Annotated in this window: 18 protein-coding genes; 6 read left to right on the top strand and 12 right to left on the bottom strand. The window is 45.8% G+C overall.

What is annotated here, in order from left to right:
* The first annotated feature begins 192 nt into the window (after positions 1–192).
* Positions 193–1485, top strand: a complete 1293-nt coding sequence (locus tag EKG38_RS13230) for an HD-GYP domain-containing protein (RefSeq protein ID WP_246033161.1) — start codon at positions 193–195, stop codon at positions 1483–1485.
* A 180-nt stretch (positions 1486–1665) separates the two neighbouring features.
* On the opposite strand, the gene EKG38_RS13225 is transcribed toward EKG38_RS13230, so the two are convergent.
* Positions 1666–2559: a LysR family transcriptional regulator gene (locus tag EKG38_RS13225; RefSeq protein WP_126520714.1), complete on the bottom strand. Its 894-nt coding sequence runs from the start codon at positions 2557–2559 to the stop codon at positions 1666–1668.
* A 122-nt stretch (positions 2560–2681) separates the two neighbouring features.
* Between EKG38_RS13225 and EKG38_RS13220 the strand changes: the two genes are divergently transcribed.
* The 3 genes from EKG38_RS13220 to EKG38_RS13210 all read left to right on the top strand — a co-directional run bounded on the left by EKG38_RS13220 (position 2682) and on the right by EKG38_RS13210 (position 5508).
* Positions 2682–3353, top strand: a complete 672-nt coding sequence (locus EKG38_RS13220; protein WP_126520713.1) for an SDR family oxidoreductase — start codon at positions 2682–2684, stop codon at positions 3351–3353.
* Between the two features lie 29 nt (positions 3354–3382).
* Positions 3383–4552: an MFS transporter gene (locus EKG38_RS13215; protein ID WP_185826851.1), complete on the top strand. Its 1170-nt coding sequence runs from the start codon at positions 3383–3385 to the stop codon at positions 4550–4552.
* A gap of 164 nt (positions 4553–4716) precedes the next feature.
* Positions 4717–5508, top strand: coding sequence for a glycine betaine ABC transporter substrate-binding protein (locus EKG38_RS13210; RefSeq protein WP_126520711.1), 792 nt, complete (start codon positions 4717–4719; stop codon positions 5506–5508).
* A gap of 145 nt (positions 5509–5653) precedes the next feature.
* Here EKG38_RS13210 and der read toward each other — a convergent pair whose 3' ends face one another.
* The 8 genes from der to rlmN form a co-directional block, all read right to left on the bottom strand.
* A complete protein-coding gene (der, locus tag EKG38_RS13205; protein WP_126520710.1) occupies positions 5654–7120 on the bottom strand; it encodes a ribosome biogenesis GTPase Der in 1467 nt (488 codons plus the stop codon).
* A gap of 104 nt (positions 7121–7224) precedes the next feature.
* Complete coding sequence (gene bamB, locus EKG38_RS13200; RefSeq protein ID WP_126520709.1) at positions 7225–8412, bottom strand: outer membrane protein assembly factor BamB; 1188 nt, start codon at positions 8410–8412, stop codon at positions 7225–7227.
* An 11-nt stretch (positions 8413–8423) separates the two neighbouring features.
* Complete coding sequence (locus tag EKG38_RS13195) at positions 8424–9044, bottom strand: YfgM family protein (RefSeq protein WP_126520708.1); 621 nt, start codon at positions 9042–9044, stop codon at positions 8424–8426.
* A gap of 13 nt (positions 9045–9057) precedes the next feature.
* Entirely contained in the window at positions 9058–10332 is a 1275-nt protein-coding gene (gene hisS / locus EKG38_RS13190) for a histidine--tRNA ligase (RefSeq protein ID WP_126520707.1), read from the bottom strand.
* A gap of 155 nt (positions 10333–10487) precedes the next feature.
* Entirely contained in the window at positions 10488–11603 is a 1116-nt protein-coding gene (ispG, locus tag EKG38_RS13185) for a flavodoxin-dependent (E)-4-hydroxy-3-methylbut-2-enyl-diphosphate synthase (protein WP_126520706.1), read from the bottom strand.
* Between the two features lie 103 nt (positions 11604–11706).
* Entirely contained in the window at positions 11707–12630 is a 924-nt protein-coding gene (locus EKG38_RS13180; RefSeq protein ID WP_126520705.1) for a RodZ domain-containing protein, read from the bottom strand.
* On the bottom strand, positions 12630–13412 hold the full coding sequence (gene pilW, locus EKG38_RS13175; protein WP_126520704.1) for a type IV pilus biogenesis/stability protein PilW: 783 nt from the start codon (positions 13410–13412) through the stop codon (positions 12630–12632). Before pilW ends, EKG38_RS13180 begins: the two co-directional genes overlap by 1 nt.
* A gap of 33 nt (positions 13413–13445) precedes the next feature.
* On the bottom strand, positions 13446–14567 hold the full coding sequence (gene rlmN / locus EKG38_RS13170; RefSeq protein WP_126520703.1) for a dual-specificity RNA methyltransferase RlmN: 1122 nt from the start codon (positions 14565–14567) through the stop codon (positions 13446–13448).
* Between the two features lie 156 nt (positions 14568–14723).
* On the opposite strand from rlmN, the gene EKG38_RS13165 reads away from it, so the two are divergent.
* Both EKG38_RS13165 and EKG38_RS13160 read left to right on the top strand, forming a co-directional pair.
* Entirely contained in the window at positions 14724–15806 is a 1083-nt protein-coding gene (locus EKG38_RS13165; RefSeq protein ID WP_126520702.1) for a CNNM domain-containing protein, read from the top strand.
* Between the two features lie 274 nt (positions 15807–16080).
* Positions 16081–17826, top strand: a complete 1746-nt coding sequence (locus tag EKG38_RS13160) for a bifunctional metallophosphatase/5'-nucleotidase (RefSeq protein ID WP_126520701.1) — start codon at positions 16081–16083, stop codon at positions 17824–17826.
* Positions 17827–17981: 155 nt separating this feature from the next.
* Here the strand turns inward: EKG38_RS13160 and EKG38_RS13155 are convergent, their stop codons facing one another.
* The 3 genes from EKG38_RS13155 to EKG38_RS13145 form a co-directional block, all read right to left on the bottom strand.
* On the bottom strand, positions 17982–18533 hold the full coding sequence (locus EKG38_RS13155) for a GNAT family N-acetyltransferase (protein WP_126520700.1): 552 nt from the start codon (positions 18531–18533) through the stop codon (positions 17982–17984).
* A 142-nt stretch (positions 18534–18675) separates the two neighbouring features.
* Positions 18676–18978, bottom strand: coding sequence for an NrfJ (locus tag EKG38_RS13150; RefSeq protein ID WP_126520699.1), 303 nt, complete (start codon positions 18976–18978; stop codon positions 18676–18678).
* A 143-nt stretch (positions 18979–19121) separates the two neighbouring features.
* Positions 19122–19346: a DUF3820 family protein gene (locus tag EKG38_RS13145; RefSeq protein ID WP_012141770.1), complete on the bottom strand. Its 225-nt coding sequence runs from the start codon at positions 19344–19346 to the stop codon at positions 19122–19124.
* Between the last annotated feature and the right edge of the window lie 375 nt (positions 19347–19721).

Here is a 19721-nt window from a genome sequence, read left to right as displayed (position 1 = left end):
ATGCCGGGAGCTCTGGTCGCTTCAACCAAAGCCAGTTATATTCGTCATTAATACTAAAAGCGCGTAATAATACAGTAGACTTATCTGATAAGTATTTCAGTATCAAGATATAGCCTTTGTGAATTAGTAGATGAGTATCCGACTCCATCATTAGTTATCAATCGATTCAACTCGAATGAAGGATTCAAAGGAATGAATATATCATCGCGTTATTTTTCAATGCCTGTGCAACAAGGTTTAGCGGATACCTTACCTCTATGGCGAAGATTGATCTTTGATCGGTTATTTGGACTACTGGCAATACTTTGTGTGCCCGTTTACATTACCAGCGTCTATCTTTGCATCGTTTCTAACCTTTGGTCTATGGCGCTATTTGATACTGTAGCTTATGGCGTGTTGCTCTATATATTACTGGTAAAATCGTTAAGTGAACGCTACAAATACATCACAGGCTGCCTGTTGGCCTATGGCATCGGGTTTGCGTTCCTCATCACTATAGGGCCCACAGGCGCTGGTTTTTTCTGGCTATTTGTATTTCCGCCTCTGACAGCCATACTTCTGGGAAAAAAGGCCAATATTATCGCTCAGGCTCTAAATGGATTTTGTCTGCTTACTGTTGGAGTGGCCTACAGTTCCGGAGTCCTACAATGGCCAATCACCGAAGGGTACAGCACCTTTATTTGGTTTGTGGTCAGCATCAATTTTATCGTAACTAATGCAATGGTTACCCTATCAACCTCATTTTTACTGGGTAAACTAACGCGTTCTTTAGAGGCAACGTTAGCCTCCAGACACGCAACCGTCATGGGCCTTGCAAAACTGGCAGAGTATCGAGATAACGAGACTGGCGCGCACCTCATCAGAATGCAGCACTATTCAAATATGCTTGCCAGTCAACGCCAGCTTGATGCGGATACACCTGAAGAGCTTACTGACAACTTCATTCAAGATATTACCCTCTCCTCCATCCTGCATGATATCGGTAAGGTGGGGATCAGCGATGCAATCTTGCTTAAACCCGGACGGTTAACCCCAGAAGAATTTGAACAAATCAAGGCTCACCCAAGCATAGGTGCGACAGTGTTAGAAAGCTTGCGCACATACGCACCACAATGCAATTTTATACAGATGGGAAGAGATATTGCAGGTGGACATCATGAAAAGTGGGATGGCTCAGGCTACCCAAAAGGGTTAAGGGGCGAAGCGATACCCTTATCAGCCCGCATCGTCGCTTTAGTTGATGTCTACGATGCACTTACCTCCCCTCGATGCTATAAACGCCCTTTCAGTCATCCAGAGGCAGTGTCGATGATATCAGCGGGTAAAGGCGCCCACTTTGACCCCAAATTGGTCGAGAGCTTTATCGCTATTAATGAGCAATTTGAACAGCTGTCGAAAGCTTCCTTAGGTGAATTACAGCAAGATGCTGTAGATGAGTTGAACTTTTGCACCCAATCGCAGCAAAATTTTTTGAAGGAAGGTTAGAGAAAGAGTACCGATAGCCACCGGCTTTTACTTAAGGGGAAATCGGTCATGGACTATATCGCCACCAAAGATATCCCACTTATCCCGCGTTACGGGCTATTGGCGGCCGGAGGGAAAAAGTGTAGGGATACATCTTCTTCCTTTTAATACCAGATACTTTTATTACTCTCTTTACATTTCTTACTTACTTTCAAAAGCACTGACCAGAAAATCGATACAGGCGCGAATTCTACGTGGCGTGTTCATCCCGCCAGGATAGACAATTTGTAACCCGGTTTGGCTGTCTTGAGCATATTCTGAGAGAACCTCCACTAATTTTCCACTGTGCAGATCATCTGTAACATCCCATATTGATTTCAAAGCAAGACCCCGACCATCGATGCACCAATCTCTTACGAGAGCGCCACTGTTTGCCGTTCTGTTACCGGACACCATATAGGCTTTGTTACGCCCGTTCACCTTAAATACCCACTCACGGTCCAGGACCTCTCCCAACTTCATGGTTAAACAGTTATGGTGTTCAAGCGAGTCTGGGTGCGTTGGGATACCATACCTTTCAAGATAAGAGGGGGAAGCACAAATAACCCGTCTGTTATCACCCAGCTTTCTCACTCTAAGAGAGCTGTCCCTTAATGCACCGAGTCTGATTGCCAAGTCCACACCACGCCCAACAAGATCATCATAGCCATCACCTAAGCTCAGTTCTAGATTTACATCTGGATGCGTATCCATAAAAATATCTAACAAGGGAGCTATGCGCTTACAACCAAGATCGTTAGGGGCGCTTATGCGAATGGTTCCGGATAACCGCTCTACACCATATTTTATCTGCGCTTCTAAATCATCGGCTTCTGAGACGATAAACTTAGCCTTATCCAGTAGCACCTTTCCCTCTTCGGTAAGACTAATCGCACGAGTGGTTCTGTTTAATAACTTTGCACCATAATGCTTCTCAAGCGCTGCAAGCCTATCTGAAGCTGTGGCCGCAGTAAGCCCAAAATCCCTGCCAGCGCTCGCTATACCACCTTTTTCATTGATTCTAATGAACAATGCTAAGTGCTCTAACCTATCCATTATACGGCCCGGCCTTATAGTGTTATCGACTTTCACCCAATTATATATTCAAGGGTAAACAATTACTATCTGTCTCAGATTACTGGCAAGCAGTAAATAAATTTATGATTTAGGAGTCAGATATGAAATTAACAGAACACACCATCTCGGTGGTTATCGGCGGGACATCAGGTATCGGCTATTCAGTCGCTGAGAAATTGAGAGAACGTAATGGAACTGTGGTCGTTGCCAGTCGTAGAACAGGCTTAGATATGACGAATGAGGAACGGGTAAGGAAATACTTTGATTCCTTGGGTGAACTCGATCACCTCGTCATCACAGCGGGTTCAAGCGCTCCTGCGGGAGAAGTTGCAAATATAGATATCCGTGATGCTCAGCAGGGCTTTGACACTAAATTTTGGGGAACCGTTATTGTAGTAAAGGAGGCTGCAAAGCACATCAGAGAAGGTGGAAGCATTACCCTCACCTCAGGCTTCCTGTCTCGAAAAACCACAAAAGGGGCTTTTGTTAAGTCGGCAATGAACGCGGCTCTCGAAGCAACCACTAAAATATTGGCTAAGGAACTGGCCCCAATCAGAGTCAATGTCGTCAGCCCGGGCATCACTGATACCGAGGCTTACATAGGGATGGCATCGCGAAACAAAAAAGAGATGTTTGAGCGTAATGCCAGCATATTACCGACCGGGCGTATTGGACAGCCAAATGATATAGCTGATGGATACCTATTTGCTATCGACAATCTGTTTATGACTGGTGCAGTTATCGACTTAGAAGGCGGCGCATTAATTAACTAATTAATGCCAATAAAGAATAGGAAAATATTATGACAACATCAAAAATGCCACTTCAAGTGTGGATCTTAACGCTATCAGCATTTGCTATCGGAACCGCAGAGTTCGTTATCGCCGGGCTACTCACAACGGTATCAGAAAGCCTTCACATCACAGAAGGTCAAGCAGGCAACCTTATTACGGCTTATGCCCTGTCAATTGTCATTGGCGGACCCATTCTCACATTAGGTCTGGCCCGGTTTGATAAGCGTAAGGTCCTCATAGGCTTAATGGGCCTATTTGTTATAGGCAACATCATCGCCGCATTCACCACCAATTATCATGTGCTACTTCTCAGCCGGGTGATAGCCGGTCTGACGCAAGGGCCCTTTTACGGAATAGGCGCAGTAGTCGCGACATCCATGGTACCTAACAAAATGGCCGGGCGTGCCGTAGGTCAGATGTTTGCCGGACTTACATTAGCCAATGTGCTCGGAGTGCCGGGTGGTTCATTTATCGGTCAGGTCTTCGGATGGAACTCAACGTTCATTGTCGTAGCGGCACTTGGTGTTATTGCAGCCCTTGCTATCGCCATAACTATTCCGAGCCAAGGAAAAGGAGCAACCGTTGGCATCAGTTCACAATTGAAAGCATTTAAGAACTGGAACCTGGTTGCCAGCCTACTTATAACAACACTTTCCTGGGTTGGCTTCATGGGATTCTATGGCTACATAGCACCAATAGCTGAGAGCGTTGCAGGCTTCAGCCGAGCTGACGTGACGTGGATACTCATTATTGTGGGATTAGGCTTAGTCATAGGTAACGTCATTGGTGGAAAAACTGCAGATAATAACCTGAGTCTATCTCTTATTATGTGGCCTATTGCCATGGTGATATCGTTAGCATTTATTGGTATGGCAGCACCTTATAAAATACCTTTCGTTATCGCTTCATTTATCTTTGGTATCGCTTCTTTCGCTAACGTTCCATCATTACAAATGCGTGTAATGAAATATGGCGCAGAAGCGCCTGAACTAACAGCGACGGCAAACATATCAGCATTTAATATCGCCAATGCTCTCGGTGGTGCCATCGGTGCTTATGTTGTGGATAGCACAATGGGAGCGTCTATGATCCCATATGCTGCGATGCTAATCCCGGTTATCGGCATCATATTTATCATGAGCCAAGAAACACGCGCCGCCCAAAAGGTTGCGGTATAGCTCTCTTCACGGTCAACTCAATGAGTTGACCGCTTCCATTCAAGCTGCAGAAAAACACCAACTAATCTAATTTAACAATTGGACTTCCTATAGTGCAGAACGTGCTAATACCGATCGATATTAGCTTCTACAGCACCAGATAAAGAGATTTTGAGAACCTAATTATGACAAATAAAATAACGATTGGCGTTACTGACCTTTCTTTTCACCGAGTGACAGCATCGCTCCTAACCCATGTATTATCTGACATGGGATTTACGGTAAAGCGAGTTTACTCAGCACATCAAGAGAACTTTTCAAAGTTAAAGTCAGGCGAGGTCGATATCTTGTGTTCAGCTTGGCTTCCATCTAGCCACGGAATATATAAATCCGAAACCGAGGCGGTTGAGCCATTAATTGAGTTAGGTTTGCACTATGAACCGTATGCTCTATGGGGGGTTCCTGACTATGTTCCAAAAGAAGCTATTGCTGAAGTCAGTGACTTACTCAAACCTGAAGTCATTACTCGTATGAATCGCCAGATTCAGGGCATTAACCCCGGAGCCGGTATCACCCGGTTCTCCATCAAGATGATGGAAGAATACGGTTTAAATGATGCCGGTTATACCTTCCACACTGGTAGCGAAGAGGACTGTTTTGCCGCATTTGAACAAGCCGTCGCAAATAAAGAGTGGGTAGTCGTACCATTATGGAAACCACAATTTTTACACCATAAATACAATATCCGTGAAATTGCGGAACCAAAAGGCTTATTAGGCATAGTTGACCGTGCGGTATTACTACTTCGCCAAGATCGAGCTTCACTTTTCACCGAGAAACAGATTGAAAAATTAGACTCATTACGTTTCTCAAACGAGATAATCGCAGCGCTGGATTATCAGGTTTCCCGTGAAGGTAAACCACTGGATGAAGTAACACAAATTGAGCTAAATAACAGCTCATTCAACGGGAATTAAAAAGTCTGAAAGACTCTGAATTAATAGCATATTCAATAAAATGGATAAAAAAACGGCCAGCTAATTTTACTTAGCCGGCCGTTTACATAAGGTCTACTCTTGCACTAGATGCTAGTGCCAGGCTTTGGAGCCTAAGAGTTGAAACCTACTTCTTATCTTTAATATGCGTCATCATACGCTTACGGCGACGCTCCTGACTTACCGTCAGCTTCTTGGTGTTCATGCCTTCAAATGGGTTAGCACTATCCTGGAATCGGATCTGAATAGGCGTACCCATGACTTTCAATGAACGACGATAGTAGTTCATCATGAAGCGCTTATAAGAGTCCGGTAACTTCTTAACCTGATTACCATGTACAACCACAATAGGTGGATTGTAACCACCGGCGTGAGCGTACTTAAGCTTAACACGACGTCCGTTAACCAATGGAGGCTGATGATCATCTTGTGCCATCTGCATGATACGGGTCAGCATAGAGGTACTCACACGACGTGTAGCACTGTCATAAGCTTCCTGCACAGATTCAAAAAGGTGTCCTACACCGGTGCCATGAAGCGCCGAGATAAAGTGAATGCGGGCAAAGTCGATGAAGCCCAGACGACGATCGAGTTCGCTCTTCACTCTGTCCTTGATATCCTGATCGATACCATCCCACTTGTTGACGGCAATCACCAGTGCACGACCGGCATTAAGCGCAAAGCCTAATAGGCCCAGGTCTTGCTCCGCGATCCCTTCTCGGGCATCGATAATCAATAGTACGACGTTACAATCTTCAACGGCTTTCAGTGTTTTAATCACCGAAAACTTCTCAACGGTCTCATGCACCTTACTGCGACGACGAACACCTGCGGTATCGATCATCACATACTCACGGCCATCTCGCTCCATGGGGATATAGATACTGTCACGAGTGGTACCCGGAGAGTCATAAACAACCACACGCTCTTCACCAAGAATACGGTTAGTTAGCGTAGACTTACCCACATTCGGCTTACCAATAATGGCCATCTTGATAGGCAGGTCCTGAAGACGTTTCTGTTCGGCTTCCGCTTCCTCTTCGCTGTACTCTCTCTCCTCTTCATCTTCATCGCCTTCGCCCTCGCGATTAAGACCTAGCGCTTCGGCGTAAGGAGCTAGCGCGTACTCTATCATGTTGGTCACACCGCGCCCTTGCGCTGCAGCCATCTGATACACTTCGCCCAGACCTAAGGCCCAAAATTCGGCACAAGCCGAGTCGGCGTCAATACCGTCGACCTTATTAGCAACCACAAAGGTGGTTTTTTCCCGGCGGCGCAGGTGTTCACATATAGCCTGATCTGCTGCCGTTAAACCGGCTCTGGCATCGGTCAGGAATAATACCACATCGGCTTCTTCAATCGCTGCAAGCGATTGCTCAGCCATATGGGTTTCAATCCCCTCTTCGGTGCCATCGATACCACCGGTATCAACAACGATGAACTCATAACCAGAGAGGAAAGCGCGACCATATTTACGATCCCGAGTCAGCCCAGGAAAGTCGGCCACCAACGCATCTCTAGTGCGAGTCAGACGATTAAAAAGGGTCGACTTACCCACATTAGGTCGGCCAACAAGGGCCACAACTGGAATCATTTTTTTGCCTCTAATCTACAATTTTTTTCAAAAATATTAATTTTATATAACTAAAAAGCCCCCGGAACAAACTTCCAGGGGCTAAAAATCTATTCAGCTAAAGCTTACGGAAGCGTTATTCTAGCAACTTTACCATCTCGAGTCTGAACATAGATGTTATCACCTTCGACCAGTGGCTGGCTAAATAAACCTGAACCATCGACCTGAATGCGGCCCACCAAGGCGCCAGTACTCTTATTGATAAAGTGTAGGTAACCTTCGAAGTCTCCGACAACAATATAATCTTTAAATACCGCAGCCGATGTTAAGTTACGGTTAGTTAACTCTGTATTGCTCCAGCTTTCTAAACCACTACGTCTATCGACTGAGTATATACGGCTATGGTCATCGACGAGGAATAAGCTTACACCCGAGTCTGCAAGTTCATGGAAACTCGAGTATTTACGAGTCCATACAACGCGTCCGGTTCTCACTTCCATAGAAACCAAGTTACCGTTGAAACTAACGGCATAGAGGTTTTCACCTATGATCAATGGCTTCATGTCGATATCGGCCATACGGGTAAACTCGTTACCTCCCTTAGGCGTGTAAATCGCTTGTTCCCAAGCCGCCTGACCATTATTTTTGATGACAACCGCGATCTTACCGTCTGCCGTACCAACAAAGAAACCACCAGACTCAAAACTTGCAGAACCTGTACCACGCAAGGTTAGGTTTGGCAGCTTAGACTCGTAGCTCCACTGTTTCTCACCATCATCGACATTAAAGGCTTCGAGTGTTCCCGAGCTGGTGTTGACGACCACAAGGTCTTCACCGACTGAAGGGGCTGACAAAAGCTCACCACCTGCGATAACCGACCAGAGAGTCTCACCGGTTTCAGCATCGAGCGCACCTAATATGCCACTCTCTCCACCGATAAACACCTTATTACGGGCTGCAGTAACACCGGCGGCTAATTTAGCCCCCTTGTTCTTAGCAAGAATGTTGTCCTTAAATGCCGAACTGAAATCCTGGCTCCAAACTTTTTCACCGGTTTTCTCATCGAATGCGGTGACTTCGCCATATCTATCGGCGACATATAACTTGTCGTAACGCACTGCAGGTCGAAGACGCGAGTAATAATCTCCCACGCCATTACCTACAGAAGCACTCCAACTTACCTCAGGAAAGACACTTGCCTCAATCTCAGGCAAAGGACTAATCGGCTCTTCTTCTACATCACTGGACGAACAGGCCGATAACAGCCCCAAGCTCAATCCACATGCGAGCAATGTTTTGCACCAAGACTTCATGGGCCGTTTCCTTATGCCTTATTTAAATTATCTAGCTTCATCTGTAAAGCAGGGCTTGATGTCGCCCCACCATTATCTACTGCAGCTTGATAAGCGGCTTTGGCTTGCTCGGCTTCACCTTTGCGAACCAGAAAATCACCTTTAAGTTCTTCTTTTTGAGCGATAAATGCAGGATCTGAAACTTGCTCAAGAGTCGTGATCGCTGTAGCGACCTGCCCCTGTTCAGCTTGAACACGAGCTAAACGCATCGTCGCTACCATAACTAGGCTGGCATCGGGTGCCGAGCCGATCACGCTTTTCAGCGCCGCTTCAGCCTTGCCCAGATCGCCAGACTCAACCGCCGCTTTCGCAACGATAAGTGATAACAGTGATTGATAACCTTTCTGGCTATGATCTTTAGCGAAGTTTTCAGCCGCATTCAGCATAGCGGCATCAGAAGTTGCACTGCCACTCATGGCCTGAAATGCTTCAGAAGCCGACTCGGCTTTTGCCACCTTGTATTCTGAGTAATAGTTCCAACCAAATAAACCGCCAAGACCGACCACAGCACCAACGACTATGGATGTGCCATAATCTTTCCAGAACTGTTTGATAGCATCTACTTGTTGTTCTTCTGTGCTATAAATTTCCACGTATTCTTCCTCTCTAAATCAGTTCTGCAATATAAGTTGCCAAAGCATCGCGGGCAACTAATTCTTGTTCTTTTTTGTCACGCAGATATTTAACAGCAACTTGGTTATTGGCAAGTTCATCTTCACCAATCACTAAGGCCACCTGAGCACCACTCTTATCTGCACGTTTCATCTGCTTCTTGAAGTTGCCGCCACCACAATGACTCATCACCCTCAGATGAGGCAGTTCACTTCTCAATGACTGGGCAATCTTAATCGCTTCAATCTTGCTCGCATCACCCATCGCTGTGACATAAACATCGACAGTAGCAGGGATATCTTGGGTTAATTCGAGTGTTTCAAGCATCAACACGATACGCTCGAGTCCCATGGCGAAACCAACGGCAGGGGTATTCTTACCGCCTAATTGCTCCACCAAGCCATCGTAACGTCCGCCAGCGAGTACAGTACCTTGAGCGCCCAGACTCGATGTTACCCACTCGAAAACGGTGCGATTATAGTAATCTAAACCACGAACCAAACGTGGATTAATCACGTATTTGATACCAACGGCGTCTAAGAGTTCACATAAATGTGAAAAATGTGCACGGGTCTCTTCACCAAGATACTCCATCAGCTCAGGCGCATCGGTTAACAAGGCCTGTACTTCAGGGTTTTTCGTATCGAGAACGCGCAGTGGATTGGTATACATACGGCGCTGACTTTCTTCATCGAGCTGCTCTTTAAACTGCTCAAGATAAGCGATAAGCGCATCACGATAGGCCGCTCGCTCAGCCGGGTCGCCTAGTGTGTTCAACTCTAAGGTCACATGCTCGGTTATGCCTAACTTTTCCCAAAGACGGTGCGACAGCATCAAGACTTCAGCATCGACGTCTGCACTACCTATGCCATAGACTTCAACACCGAACTGGTTAAATTGACGGTAACGACCCTTCTGTGGACGTTCATGTCTAAACATGGGACCCATGTACCAAAGGCGCTGCTCTTGGTTATATAACAAACCATGCTCGTTACCGGCACGTACCGTCGAAGCAGTACCTTCGGGGCGGAGTGTTAAGCTGTCACCGTTTCTGTCATCGAAGGTATACATCTCTTTCTCAACGATATCAGTAACTTCACCGATTGAACGTTTAAAAAGGTCTGTACTCTCTACGATTGGAGTACGGATTTCACTATAGCCGTAAGCACTGACAGTTTCTCTCAGTACGGTTTCTAGTTTTTGCCATAGAGGACTTTGGGTAGGCAGAATGTCATTCATTCCGCGAATCGCTTGGATCTGTTTTGCCACGATAAAGACTCGTCCGAAATTAGCTGTAAAATTAAAAGCGTCCCGCAGTATATACCCTGGCGCTTCATTACTAAACGTAAAACTGATATTCAGTTAACAGGCACAATAGAGTACCGTGCCGGCATTTAGCCGACCGTCTCATATGTGAGTGTTAATTACTTATTTATATCTTGAGCAGGAATACGCCCATTGATTATTGATGCCTTGGCTCTGATTTTAGCCTCAAGAGAGTCGACAATATTATCATTATCGAAACGCTCTTTCTGTCTGACGCCGTCATCGAAATAGCCACTCTTACGAGCGCCACCAGTAAGCCCGATATCAGAGACTAATGCCTCACCGGGACCGTTCACGACGCAACCGATAATAGAAACATCCATTGGCGTAACGATATCTTCTAAACGGCGTTCGAGCTCATTGACCGTACTTATCACATCAAACTCTTGGCGAGAACACGATGGACAGGCGATAAAATTGATGCCGCGAGAACGGATTCTCAGTGACTTCAATATGTCGAAGCCAACCTTGATCTCTTCAACTGGATCGGCCGCCAGAGAGACACGCAATGTATCGCCGATACCTTCGGCTAATAACATACCCAGACCCACGGCTGACTTAACAGAGCCGGAACGTAAGCCACCCGCCTCGGTGATCCCAAGATGCAGAGGCTGCACAATCTGTTTAGCAAGCAGACGATAGGCTTCAACTGCAAGGAACACATCCGATGCCTTCACACTGACCTTAAACTGATCGAAGTTCAACCTATCCAGAATGTCGACATGACGCATGGCCGACTCAAGCAGGGCTTCGGGAGTGGGTTCTTTGTACTTGTCCATCAGGTCTTTTTCTAATGAACCACCATTGATACCGATCCGAATGGGAATATTTTTATCACGGGCACATTCGACAACGCTTCTGATCCGCTCTTCATTACCGATATTACCGGGGTTGATACGCAGACAGTCAACGCCATATTCGGCAACTTTAAGCGCGATGCGGTAATCGAAGTGAATGTCTGCAATCAAAGGGATATTCGACTGCTGCTTAATCAACTTAAACGCTTCTGCCGCATCCATGGTCGGTACTGAAACCCGAACAATATCCGCGCCCACATTCTCTAAGGCTCGGATTTGTGCAACAGTTGCTTCGACATCTGTCGTGAGAGTATTGGTCATCGACTGAACCGCAATAGGGGCACCGTCTCCGATAGGCACGTCGCCGACATAGATACGGGTTGAAGCTCGTCTTTTGATTGGATTTTCGCTGTACATCTTATTTACTCTATATATGTCTATTTCATTGAGTTGTCAGGTAACCACAGGGCTACAAACAGCATCAACAGAATCTTGTTCTTCGCAAAGCTTAACTGAGTGCTTATTGCGCCATCGGCAAGGTTAACCTTGCCACCCGCCCGTTAGGAAAGTCACTCAGGCTTACCTTCTCACCATTTAATTTGATACTTACAGCCTGAGGGGCCCCCAGAGTAATTTTAAATGGTTCGACTCCGGAAACATTGAGCTGGCTGCCGGCGGTCTTAAGATCATTAATTAAGGTATCGCCCTTCGCGTCTTTGACGTTTATCCAACAGTCGCCATTTAGGTCGAAACTCAATGATGACAGTCTTGCTACCACCTTTTCTACGCTGGGCTGTATACTTTCCATCTCAACGGCATCGGCTTGCTCGATCTCTCTACTGCTCAGGGTCTTTGTAGAGGTGGCTGTAGGAGTGTCTGCTTGCAAACTGGTTAGGGGGTCTCCCTCTTCGACAAGCGTCGATGCAACCTCGACTTGTGTCAGTTGAGAATCGGCCATCTCTTCAACGGTTGGTTTGGAAAGATCGATATCGGACAGGGTGTCAGACTTTTGCACCCACCAAAGCACCAGCAGAGCCAATAAGATAAAGGCAATCAAATAGGTCACAAACATCAAACGGCCATCGCGGGCCTGACGTGTCGTTTTACGGGAAAAGCTCTGCATCTCAGGCGCTGAAGACTTAGGTAACTGCCTGTCCAGACAAGCTTGAATGGCTTTCTTATCGGCCTGAACGATACGAGCGTAATTTTTCACATAGCCTTTAACATAGGTCGCTGAGGCTATTTCACCGAAATTATCCGCCTCAATATCTTCAACGATACAAGGGCGTAGGTGCAGTTGTCCTGCGATATCGGCAACACTCGCGCCCTGTTTTTCACGGGCTGCTTTTAATATGGATCCGAGCGAATCCTCTTGTTCAGAAGTATCCGTTTCTACATGAGTCTCAGCTTCATCCTTGAGCATATCGATTTCTTTTTTAGTCATCAGTGCATACTAGCTCGATACTGCTTAGCCTCTATGGATGCCGGAAATTTTGCTAGAAGCAAAATGCCAAATTTTCTGGCTGCATCTAAATCATTTAAGCCTTGCTCAATTTTTATTCCCAACGTCAAACTCTCCGCGGACTCAGCAACGACTCGATGATAACGTACTAATTGAGCCCTTGCATTGAGATAATCGCCGGTTTCAACGTCGATCTCTGTTAATTCAATTAAAGTCACCTGCCTTCGCGGATCGTACTTCAAGGCCGTGGCAAAGTATTTCTTCGCTTTATCTAACAGACCCGCTTTACGGCTGCAGATGCCTAAGTTCTCATAACTCGAGGCTGAACGAGTATATTTAGGCATGCGCACAGCTTTAAGGAACATCTCCTCTGACTGCTTATATTTCTCTTGCTGACACAAGAAAACACCAAAGTTATTCATAGCATCGCCTGAAGCATCACTGGTTCTTATCGCCTTGCGATAGGATGCCTCGGCATTTTCAAGTTCGCCAACAGTCTGATAGTAATAGGCCATCGAGACATGCACAGCCTCAAGGTCAGGTGCGTACTCGACCGCCTTATCTAAGTTGTATTTAGCCTGCTGACTGTTGCCTTTTTGTAGATAGGTTAATCCAAGTTGTGCCCTCTGCCTGGCAGCTGACTCGCCATCAAACTCCTTCTCGGCCACCGGGATATCCGTGCCGCTATAGGTACGCTCTGATACACATCCACTCAACAAGCCCATGACGATAAGGGCTGTAATTTGGGTTAATCCTTGCTTCATTGGCAAGCCTATCTATCTACATATTACAAAGAGTTAGTTTATTGTGACCGAAATCTGACTATCTTGCATGCGTTTTTTCGCTAAACGCTTGGTTCTATCGCGAATATCCCCTGCCAGCTGACCACAAGCCGCATCAATATCGTCTCCACGGGTTTTTCTTACGATAACGGTAAGCCCATATTCCATCAGAACTTTAGAGAAACGATCGATGCGTGAGTTAGAAGAGCGACCGTATGGAGAGCCCGGATAAGGATTAAATGGAATCAAATTAATCTTACAGGGGGTATCTTTCATCAATTTAGCCAGTTCGTGGGCCTGATCTGTGCTGTCATTGATATGATCCAGCATCACATACTCGACCGTAACGCGGCCACGGTTAGCATTAGACTTTGCAATATAGCGACGTATCCCGGCCAAAAACTCTTCCAGCGGGTATTTCTTATTGACGGGAACCAACACGTCACGCAGTTCATCGTTAGGTGCGTGAATACTCACGGCTAACGCGACATCAAGTGCATCACCGAGTTTGTCGAGAGCTGGAACGACACCAGATGTAGATACTGTGACACGGCGTTTAGACAGACTAAAGCCGAAATCATCGAGCATGATATCCATTGCAGGTATAACATTAGCCAGATTAAGCAACGGCTCACCCATGCCCATCATCACTACGTTAGTGATAGGTCTTTCGCCTGTATCTTTTTGGAAACCGATAAAATCGGCAACACGCCAAACCTGACCAATAATTTCGGAAACGGTTAAGTTACGGTTGAAACCCTGTTGAGCCGTAGAACAGAAAGTACACTCCAGTGCACAACCCACCTGAGAAGAGACACACAAGGTTGCCCTGTCTTCCTCTGGAATATAGACAGTTTCAACTTCCTGGCCCTGACCGACGTTGATGGCGAACTTAATCGTACCATCAGCCGACTTTTGGTAACTAGTAATCTCAGGCGCTACCACTTCACATCGCTCACTTAACTTAGCTCGCAGCACCTTATTGATATTGTTCATCGCGTCAAAATCAGTCTCGCCAAAATGATACATCCACTTCATCAATTGATCGGCACGGAAAGGCTTTTCACCCATATCGGTGAATAATGCTCTTAACCCTTTACGGTCAAGATCCAATAAATTGATCTTCTTTTCACTCATTTCGACTAACCTCAACACTTAATACAGACCTAATACCCACAACGGGGCGGCAAATTATACAGACACCAAGCAATTTTTACTAGCCGCAAGCATTTCTGCATACTTAATGTTAGAATTGACTTGGACTAATATTGGTCCGTAAATGTAATACCATAAATGATCACCCTCATCGTTATTGTAGCCGTTGCTATCGGGATATCCTTCTTTTGCAGCGTTTTCGAAGCCGTTCTTCTCTCTGTCACTCCCAGCTATGTCGCAACATTGGGGCATTCAAACCCTGAAGCCGCCAAGCGACTCAGAAAGCAGAAAGATAATGTCGAATCTCCACTGGTATCAATTCTCACCCTGAACACTATTGCTCACACAGTCGGTGCGGCAGTGGCGGGCGCTCAAGCCGCTAAGGTATTTGGAGATGAAATGCTCGGTGTGTTCTCCGGTGTCCTGACATTCCTGATCCTGTTTTTCTCTGAGATCATTCCTAAGACATTAGGCGCAAACTATTGGCGTTCACTCGCTCCATCGGTTTCAATCGCCCTCTTGTGGATGGAGCGTCTCACTAAGCCACTAATCTGGATGTCACAACAGGTGACTCAGCTCTTAGGAAAAGGAGATGAGGGTCAGTATATTCGTCAAGAGATGAGTGCAATGGCGAAAATAGGACATGAATCCGGAGAGCTCGACGAACAAGAGTCACTGATTTTGACTCAAATGCTATCGGTCAAAGAGATGCCGGTGACCGCCATTATGACGCCAAGAACAGTGATGTTCAGTCTGTCAGGGGCACTTTCACAGGAAGAGTTTGCCATCAAGCACAAGGGCACGCCATTTTCTCGTATACCCATTTACGATAAAGAGCCCGATGACGTTATCGGTTACATCAACCGTAACGATATCATGCTTGCCGAGCGAAAAACCCCTCAAGCCCCTATCAGTGAGTTGAAGCGCAACTTAGTCGTGGTTCCCGAAACGGCGAAAATTCTGCCGCTATTTCAACTGCTAATTAAGCGAAATACCAAGATTGCCATTGTGGTTAACGAATACGGTACCGGTGAAGGGATTGTTACATTAGAAGATATCGTCGAATCGCTTTTGGGTCTCGAGATCGTCGACACCAACGACCCCGTCACCGACATGCAACAGTTGGCCCATAAATTATGGGAAAAGCGCATAAAAGACAAAGGGATCCGTCTCTCGGATGATGGCGAGTTTGAATCTTACATCCAGACTCCAAAACCTTAATACTGATATAGTCAAGGTAACCTGAGTCTGTAACTGCGACACTAATGTCATAGGTAAATACCGGCTTATGTCAGAGTTGCAATAAAAAAGGGAAACTCAGGTTTCCCTTTTACTTTTCTGTCGATATAATCTTCGCCCGATTGAAGCGCTCATCTGTTTAGTTGACCCAGCCTAACGCTCCAGCTGTTTTATTGCGGCAGAGCCGCCGTATAACATGATCAATCGGGATATTGACTCTCGTTTCCTGCTCAGACTTTTTACGGATTGCCATTAGATGCCCCACAGATACACACTTAAGCTTGCCCATATCAACGACACTCACTCCCATTTCGATTCGAGTCGGGTGCATTTTTCTGTCGATACCCAGGGAAAGTCTTACGACATCTATAGCCACAGTGGCGGCTACGCGAGAATTAAGTATCAGCTTACAAAGGCGAGAGAGGAAGCGGCATCGGTCGGGCAAGAGTTTCTCTTTCTTCATGCCGGTGATAGCTTTCAAGGCACTCTCTATTTTAACCATTTTAAGGGAGTGGCCAACGCACACCTGCTAAACCTGCTACAGCCCGATGCTATGGTGCTGGGCAACCATGAAGTAGATGATGGCAGTGCACCTATCTTAGCGTTTCTTAACGATATATCATTTCCACTGCTGGCCGGAAATATGGATATGAGCCAGGAAGCGTCAGATAAGTGCTCCCCTATCAAAGGACATAAGCAGTTATTCGATTATGATGATGCCAACGGCAGAGCAAAAGTTCTGATTAAACCGCTAAAAGATAAGCAAGTTGCCATTATTGGGATCACCTTGGATCAGATGGCGGAGATAGCACGCCCCGATCCCGACATGATTTTTATCAATGCCATCGAAACGACTCGAAATACTGTAGCGCATCTCAAGACACAAGGCATAGACCATATTCTGGTCCTCAGTCACCTCGGATTCAATCAGGATAAGATTTTAGCCGAGCAGGTTGACGGTATCAGCCTTATCGTTGGCGGCCACACACATACATTGCAAGGTGAGTTTAAGGCCTTAGGTCTAAGCTCGACTTCCTATGGAGTCAGAGTCAATAATACGGCCATTCTACATGCCGGAAAGCACGCCGAAACCATCGGTATTGCAGACGTCGAATTTAATGAAGGCGGACAGGTTATCTCACTCGATGGTCATAACTACTTCATGCTCGACGATCAGTTTATTCTCGAATCTAAACATGGCATTACCACTTCAGATTACGATGCGATCAGAGCCTACCTGCGCAGTCATCCAGGGATCCGTTGGGACAAAGAGGATGCTTTGGTCACGCAAGTGATCAACTCTCAATACCGCCCAGCCATTGAAGCACTTGAAAAACAGGTGCTGGGCTTTATTCCCAGAAACCTGGTTCATACCCGGTTACCCAGTAAATCCCTTCCACATGGCAGTGAAATAGCCCCTTTGGTGTGTAAGAGTATCTATCATGAAGCGAAACTCATGTACCCCAGAGTCGATTTTGCCCTTCACAATGCGGGGGGCGTTCGACAGTCTCTCAATAAAGGGGAAATCACAGTTGCCGATGTTGTCGGGCGTCTGCTGCCATTCGAGCTCTCTCTGGTTAAATATCAGATAAGAGGACAACACCTATATGAGGCAATTGAATCGGCAATTAACTCTGCAACCAATAACAGCGTAACCGGCACGGGGGCTGGCAGCTTTCCCTACACTTACGGTTTAAAGTATTTTTATGACGGCCGTAAACCCCAGGGGCAACGCATTTTGACGCTCGAAGTATTACGCAGTGATGGTATAGCAGACGAGCCTGAAACATGGGAGAGCGTCGACAGACAGGAGCACTACTTTGGTGTTTCATCGGCCTACACCGCTTCGGGTAAGGAGGGATATTATCCACTGCTCCAAGCCTGTTGGCAGCAAGCGATTGAGGGACTCACCCTCCCCTCTGCATTTATTCGCTTCATGAGCCATGAGCAGTCACTCAAGCAAGATATCTTGCCCCAAATCGAATATATCAGTCACATCTAGTGCCTGAATGTGAAAGGGTGGAGTGTTTGAAGGTTTGAAGGTTTGAAGGTTTGAAGGCCAAGATGACGGCCTTTGGCCCGTCGCCGCAAGGACTACCCATAGGTTTAGATTCTGTGTGATTCGCGGCTAAAGCCGCTCCTACTGTAAGACCGGCTTTAGCCGGGAACGGTGGTTAATTTAAGCGTCTTACTCATAAGAAAGCCCATAAATATCTGGCCTAACTTTTCCTGATAGCTCTTATGTTGCACTTTGAAGCCATGGGAGAGAAATAGCCACTTAGAGAGCAGGGATGCATCGACGGTTAAGTTAGGGTACTCCTGCTCTAAAGCCCACTCTTCCATGGCTTCATAGAGTTTATGGCCAACACCACAATGCTGATAAGCAGGATGAACATATAGGCTGTCTATGTAGCCTCTATTGTTAAAGTGCGTCTCAACATTGATAAAACCACAACACTTAGGGTGCCCGCCTTCAATCTTAGCCTCATCCACAACCAACCAGGCTTTGCTTCTCGTTAACCGTTTGTTCCAATGATAGGTCGATCTAGGTTTGGGTGACCAGGCTTGTTTTTGCTCTATCGAGTACACATCATCATCGATATAACGGATCGCATCATGAAAAATCTGACTTACCGATTGGGCATAACACGCCCGGTATGGGATCAGGGAGAATTGAGGCTGGTGTGAGAGCATCTGACTTGATGACATAGTTAACGAACAACTTGAGGTCGCTTGGGTATCGCTATTATCGCAGCAGTTCCGCACAAAAGAAAATGGTGGCGATTATCGAGATAATCAAGCCACCATTTCACCACTTTTAATACGACCTATTGATCGATAAAAAGTAGAGCTACTTCTTATCGATACGGCCAACGAATAACAATTCGTCGAAGGTACGGTCCAAAGTCTTACTTGTGAAGTCATTCATCCACATCTGCTCTTGAACAACAACAGTATCGCCCTTGCTCACTTCAATTTGCGGACCCGCAGCCCAAAAAGTTTTGTCTGACTCTTTAATCTGTACGTAGGTGTATCCACCGCCATTCATTGTGTCGACAACTGTACCTTCATGCATAGCACCTTGGGCCCATGCGCTAGAGATCCCTAATGCCAGTGTTGCTACAGCTACCAATTTAACCAATTTAGCTATCATTGCCACTTCCTCTTATTTTTTAGCTCGGCTTTACAATTCAAATCATTTAAACACGGAGCACTTAATAAATCTCTAATAAAAGTCACTAAATAACAAACCAATATGCATCTTTTGATCAAGGTCTCAGAACCTGAGATGCACACTCAGCTTTTTTGAACTTTATTGAGTAGGGGTTGTAACATCCCCTCCAGTCCATTGAGTTTAATCTCATACATCAGAGCGAGTTGCTCACCCAACTTGCCTTCGGGAAAGCCTTTAGAGTGAAACCATACCAGATACGGCTCTGGTAACTCGAGTAATTTTCGCCCGGCATATTTACCAAAGGGCATCTTTTGGTTAATGGCTTCCAACAACAACTCTTGATTCATCTTTCTCTATACTCATTTTTGGCATCCAACTTTTCACTGTGCAGCATAGCGAAGAAACAGCAAATCGCAATAGAGGCGTTCATTTAATACCAATCGGTGTAAACACCAAATTCGCCCAACTTTAAGCATTGACAAGTTAGAATCGCATATATTATTTTCATCTAAAAACAATAATTTCTGAATGTTTTGAATATATATTGAGTCTATGATTTCTGAACCGACATAGAAAAATTTAATACAAAAGCATCGGCATCCCCATCAGCACGAGCAATTCACCCGTAACCACATGATAACAAATGTATAAATATCAAAAAAATTTGATGTGAGTTGAAATGTCAAAATTTTGCCAAAAATGTCATTTAGTCAAATATCTGT

Source organism: Shewanella canadensis (assembly GCF_003966225.1).
In the GTDB taxonomy this organism is placed as follows: Bacteria; Pseudomonadota; Gammaproteobacteria; order Enterobacterales; family Shewanellaceae; genus Shewanella; species Shewanella canadensis.
The sequence above is the reverse complement of the archived record's forward strand: the minus strand, read 5'-3'. Positions and strand labels throughout refer to the sequence as shown.

What these genes read in the sequence shown, in the direction of transcription:
- bamB (WP_126520709.1), bottom strand. Translation starts at nt 8,412, where the DNA reads ATGAAGTCTTGGTGCAAAACATTGCTCGCATGTGGATTGAGCTTGGGG.
- EKG38_RS13220 (WP_126520713.1), top strand. Translation starts at nt 2,682, where the DNA reads ATGAAATTAACAGAACACACCATCTCGGTGGTTATCGGCGGGACATCA.
- EKG38_RS13180 (WP_126520705.1), bottom strand. Translation starts at nt 12,630, where the DNA reads ATGACTAAAAAAGAAATCGATATGCTCAAGGATGAAGCTGAGACTCAT.
- pilW (WP_126520704.1), bottom strand. Translation starts at nt 13,412, where the DNA reads ATGAAGCAAGGATTAACCCAAATTACAGCCCTTATCGTCATGGGCTTG.
- EKG38_RS13230 (WP_246033161.1), top strand. Translation starts at nt 193, where the DNA reads ATGAATATATCATCGCGTTATTTTTCAATGCCTGTGCAACAAGGTTTA.
- EKG38_RS13145 (WP_012141770.1), bottom strand. Translation starts at nt 19,346, where the DNA reads ATGAATCAAGAGTTGTTGTTGGAAGCCATTAACCAAAAGATGCCCTTT.
- EKG38_RS13155 (WP_126520700.1), bottom strand. Translation starts at nt 18,533, where the DNA reads ATGTCATCAAGTCAGATGCTCTCACACCAGCCTCAATTCTCCCTGATC.
- EKG38_RS13160 (WP_126520701.1), top strand. Translation starts at nt 16,081, where the DNA reads ATGCCCCACAGATACACACTTAAGCTTGCCCATATCAACGACACTCAC.
- EKG38_RS13225 (WP_126520714.1), bottom strand. Translation starts at nt 2,559, where the DNA reads ATGGATAGGTTAGAGCACTTAGCATTGTTCATTAGAATCAATGAAAAA.
- EKG38_RS13210 (WP_126520711.1), top strand. Translation starts at nt 4,717, where the DNA reads ATGACAAATAAAATAACGATTGGCGTTACTGACCTTTCTTTTCACCGA.
- EKG38_RS13215 (WP_185826851.1), top strand. Translation starts at nt 3,383, where the DNA reads ATGACAACATCAAAAATGCCACTTCAAGTGTGGATCTTAACGCTATCA.
- ispG (WP_126520706.1), bottom strand. Translation starts at nt 11,603, where the DNA reads ATGTACAGCGAAAATCCAATCAAAAGACGAGCTTCAACCCGTATCTAT.
- EKG38_RS13165 (WP_126520702.1), top strand. Translation starts at nt 14,724, where the DNA reads ATGATCACCCTCATCGTTATTGTAGCCGTTGCTATCGGGATATCCTTC.
- rlmN (WP_126520703.1), bottom strand. Translation starts at nt 14,567, where the DNA reads ATGAGTGAAAAGAAGATCAATTTATTGGATCTTGACCGTAAAGGGTTA.
- der (WP_126520710.1), bottom strand. Translation starts at nt 7,120, where the DNA reads ATGATTCCAGTTGTGGCCCTTGTTGGCCGACCTAATGTGGGTAAGTCG.
- EKG38_RS13150 (WP_126520699.1), bottom strand. Translation starts at nt 18,978, where the DNA reads ATGATAGCTAAATTGGTTAAATTGGTAGCTGTAGCAACACTGGCATTA.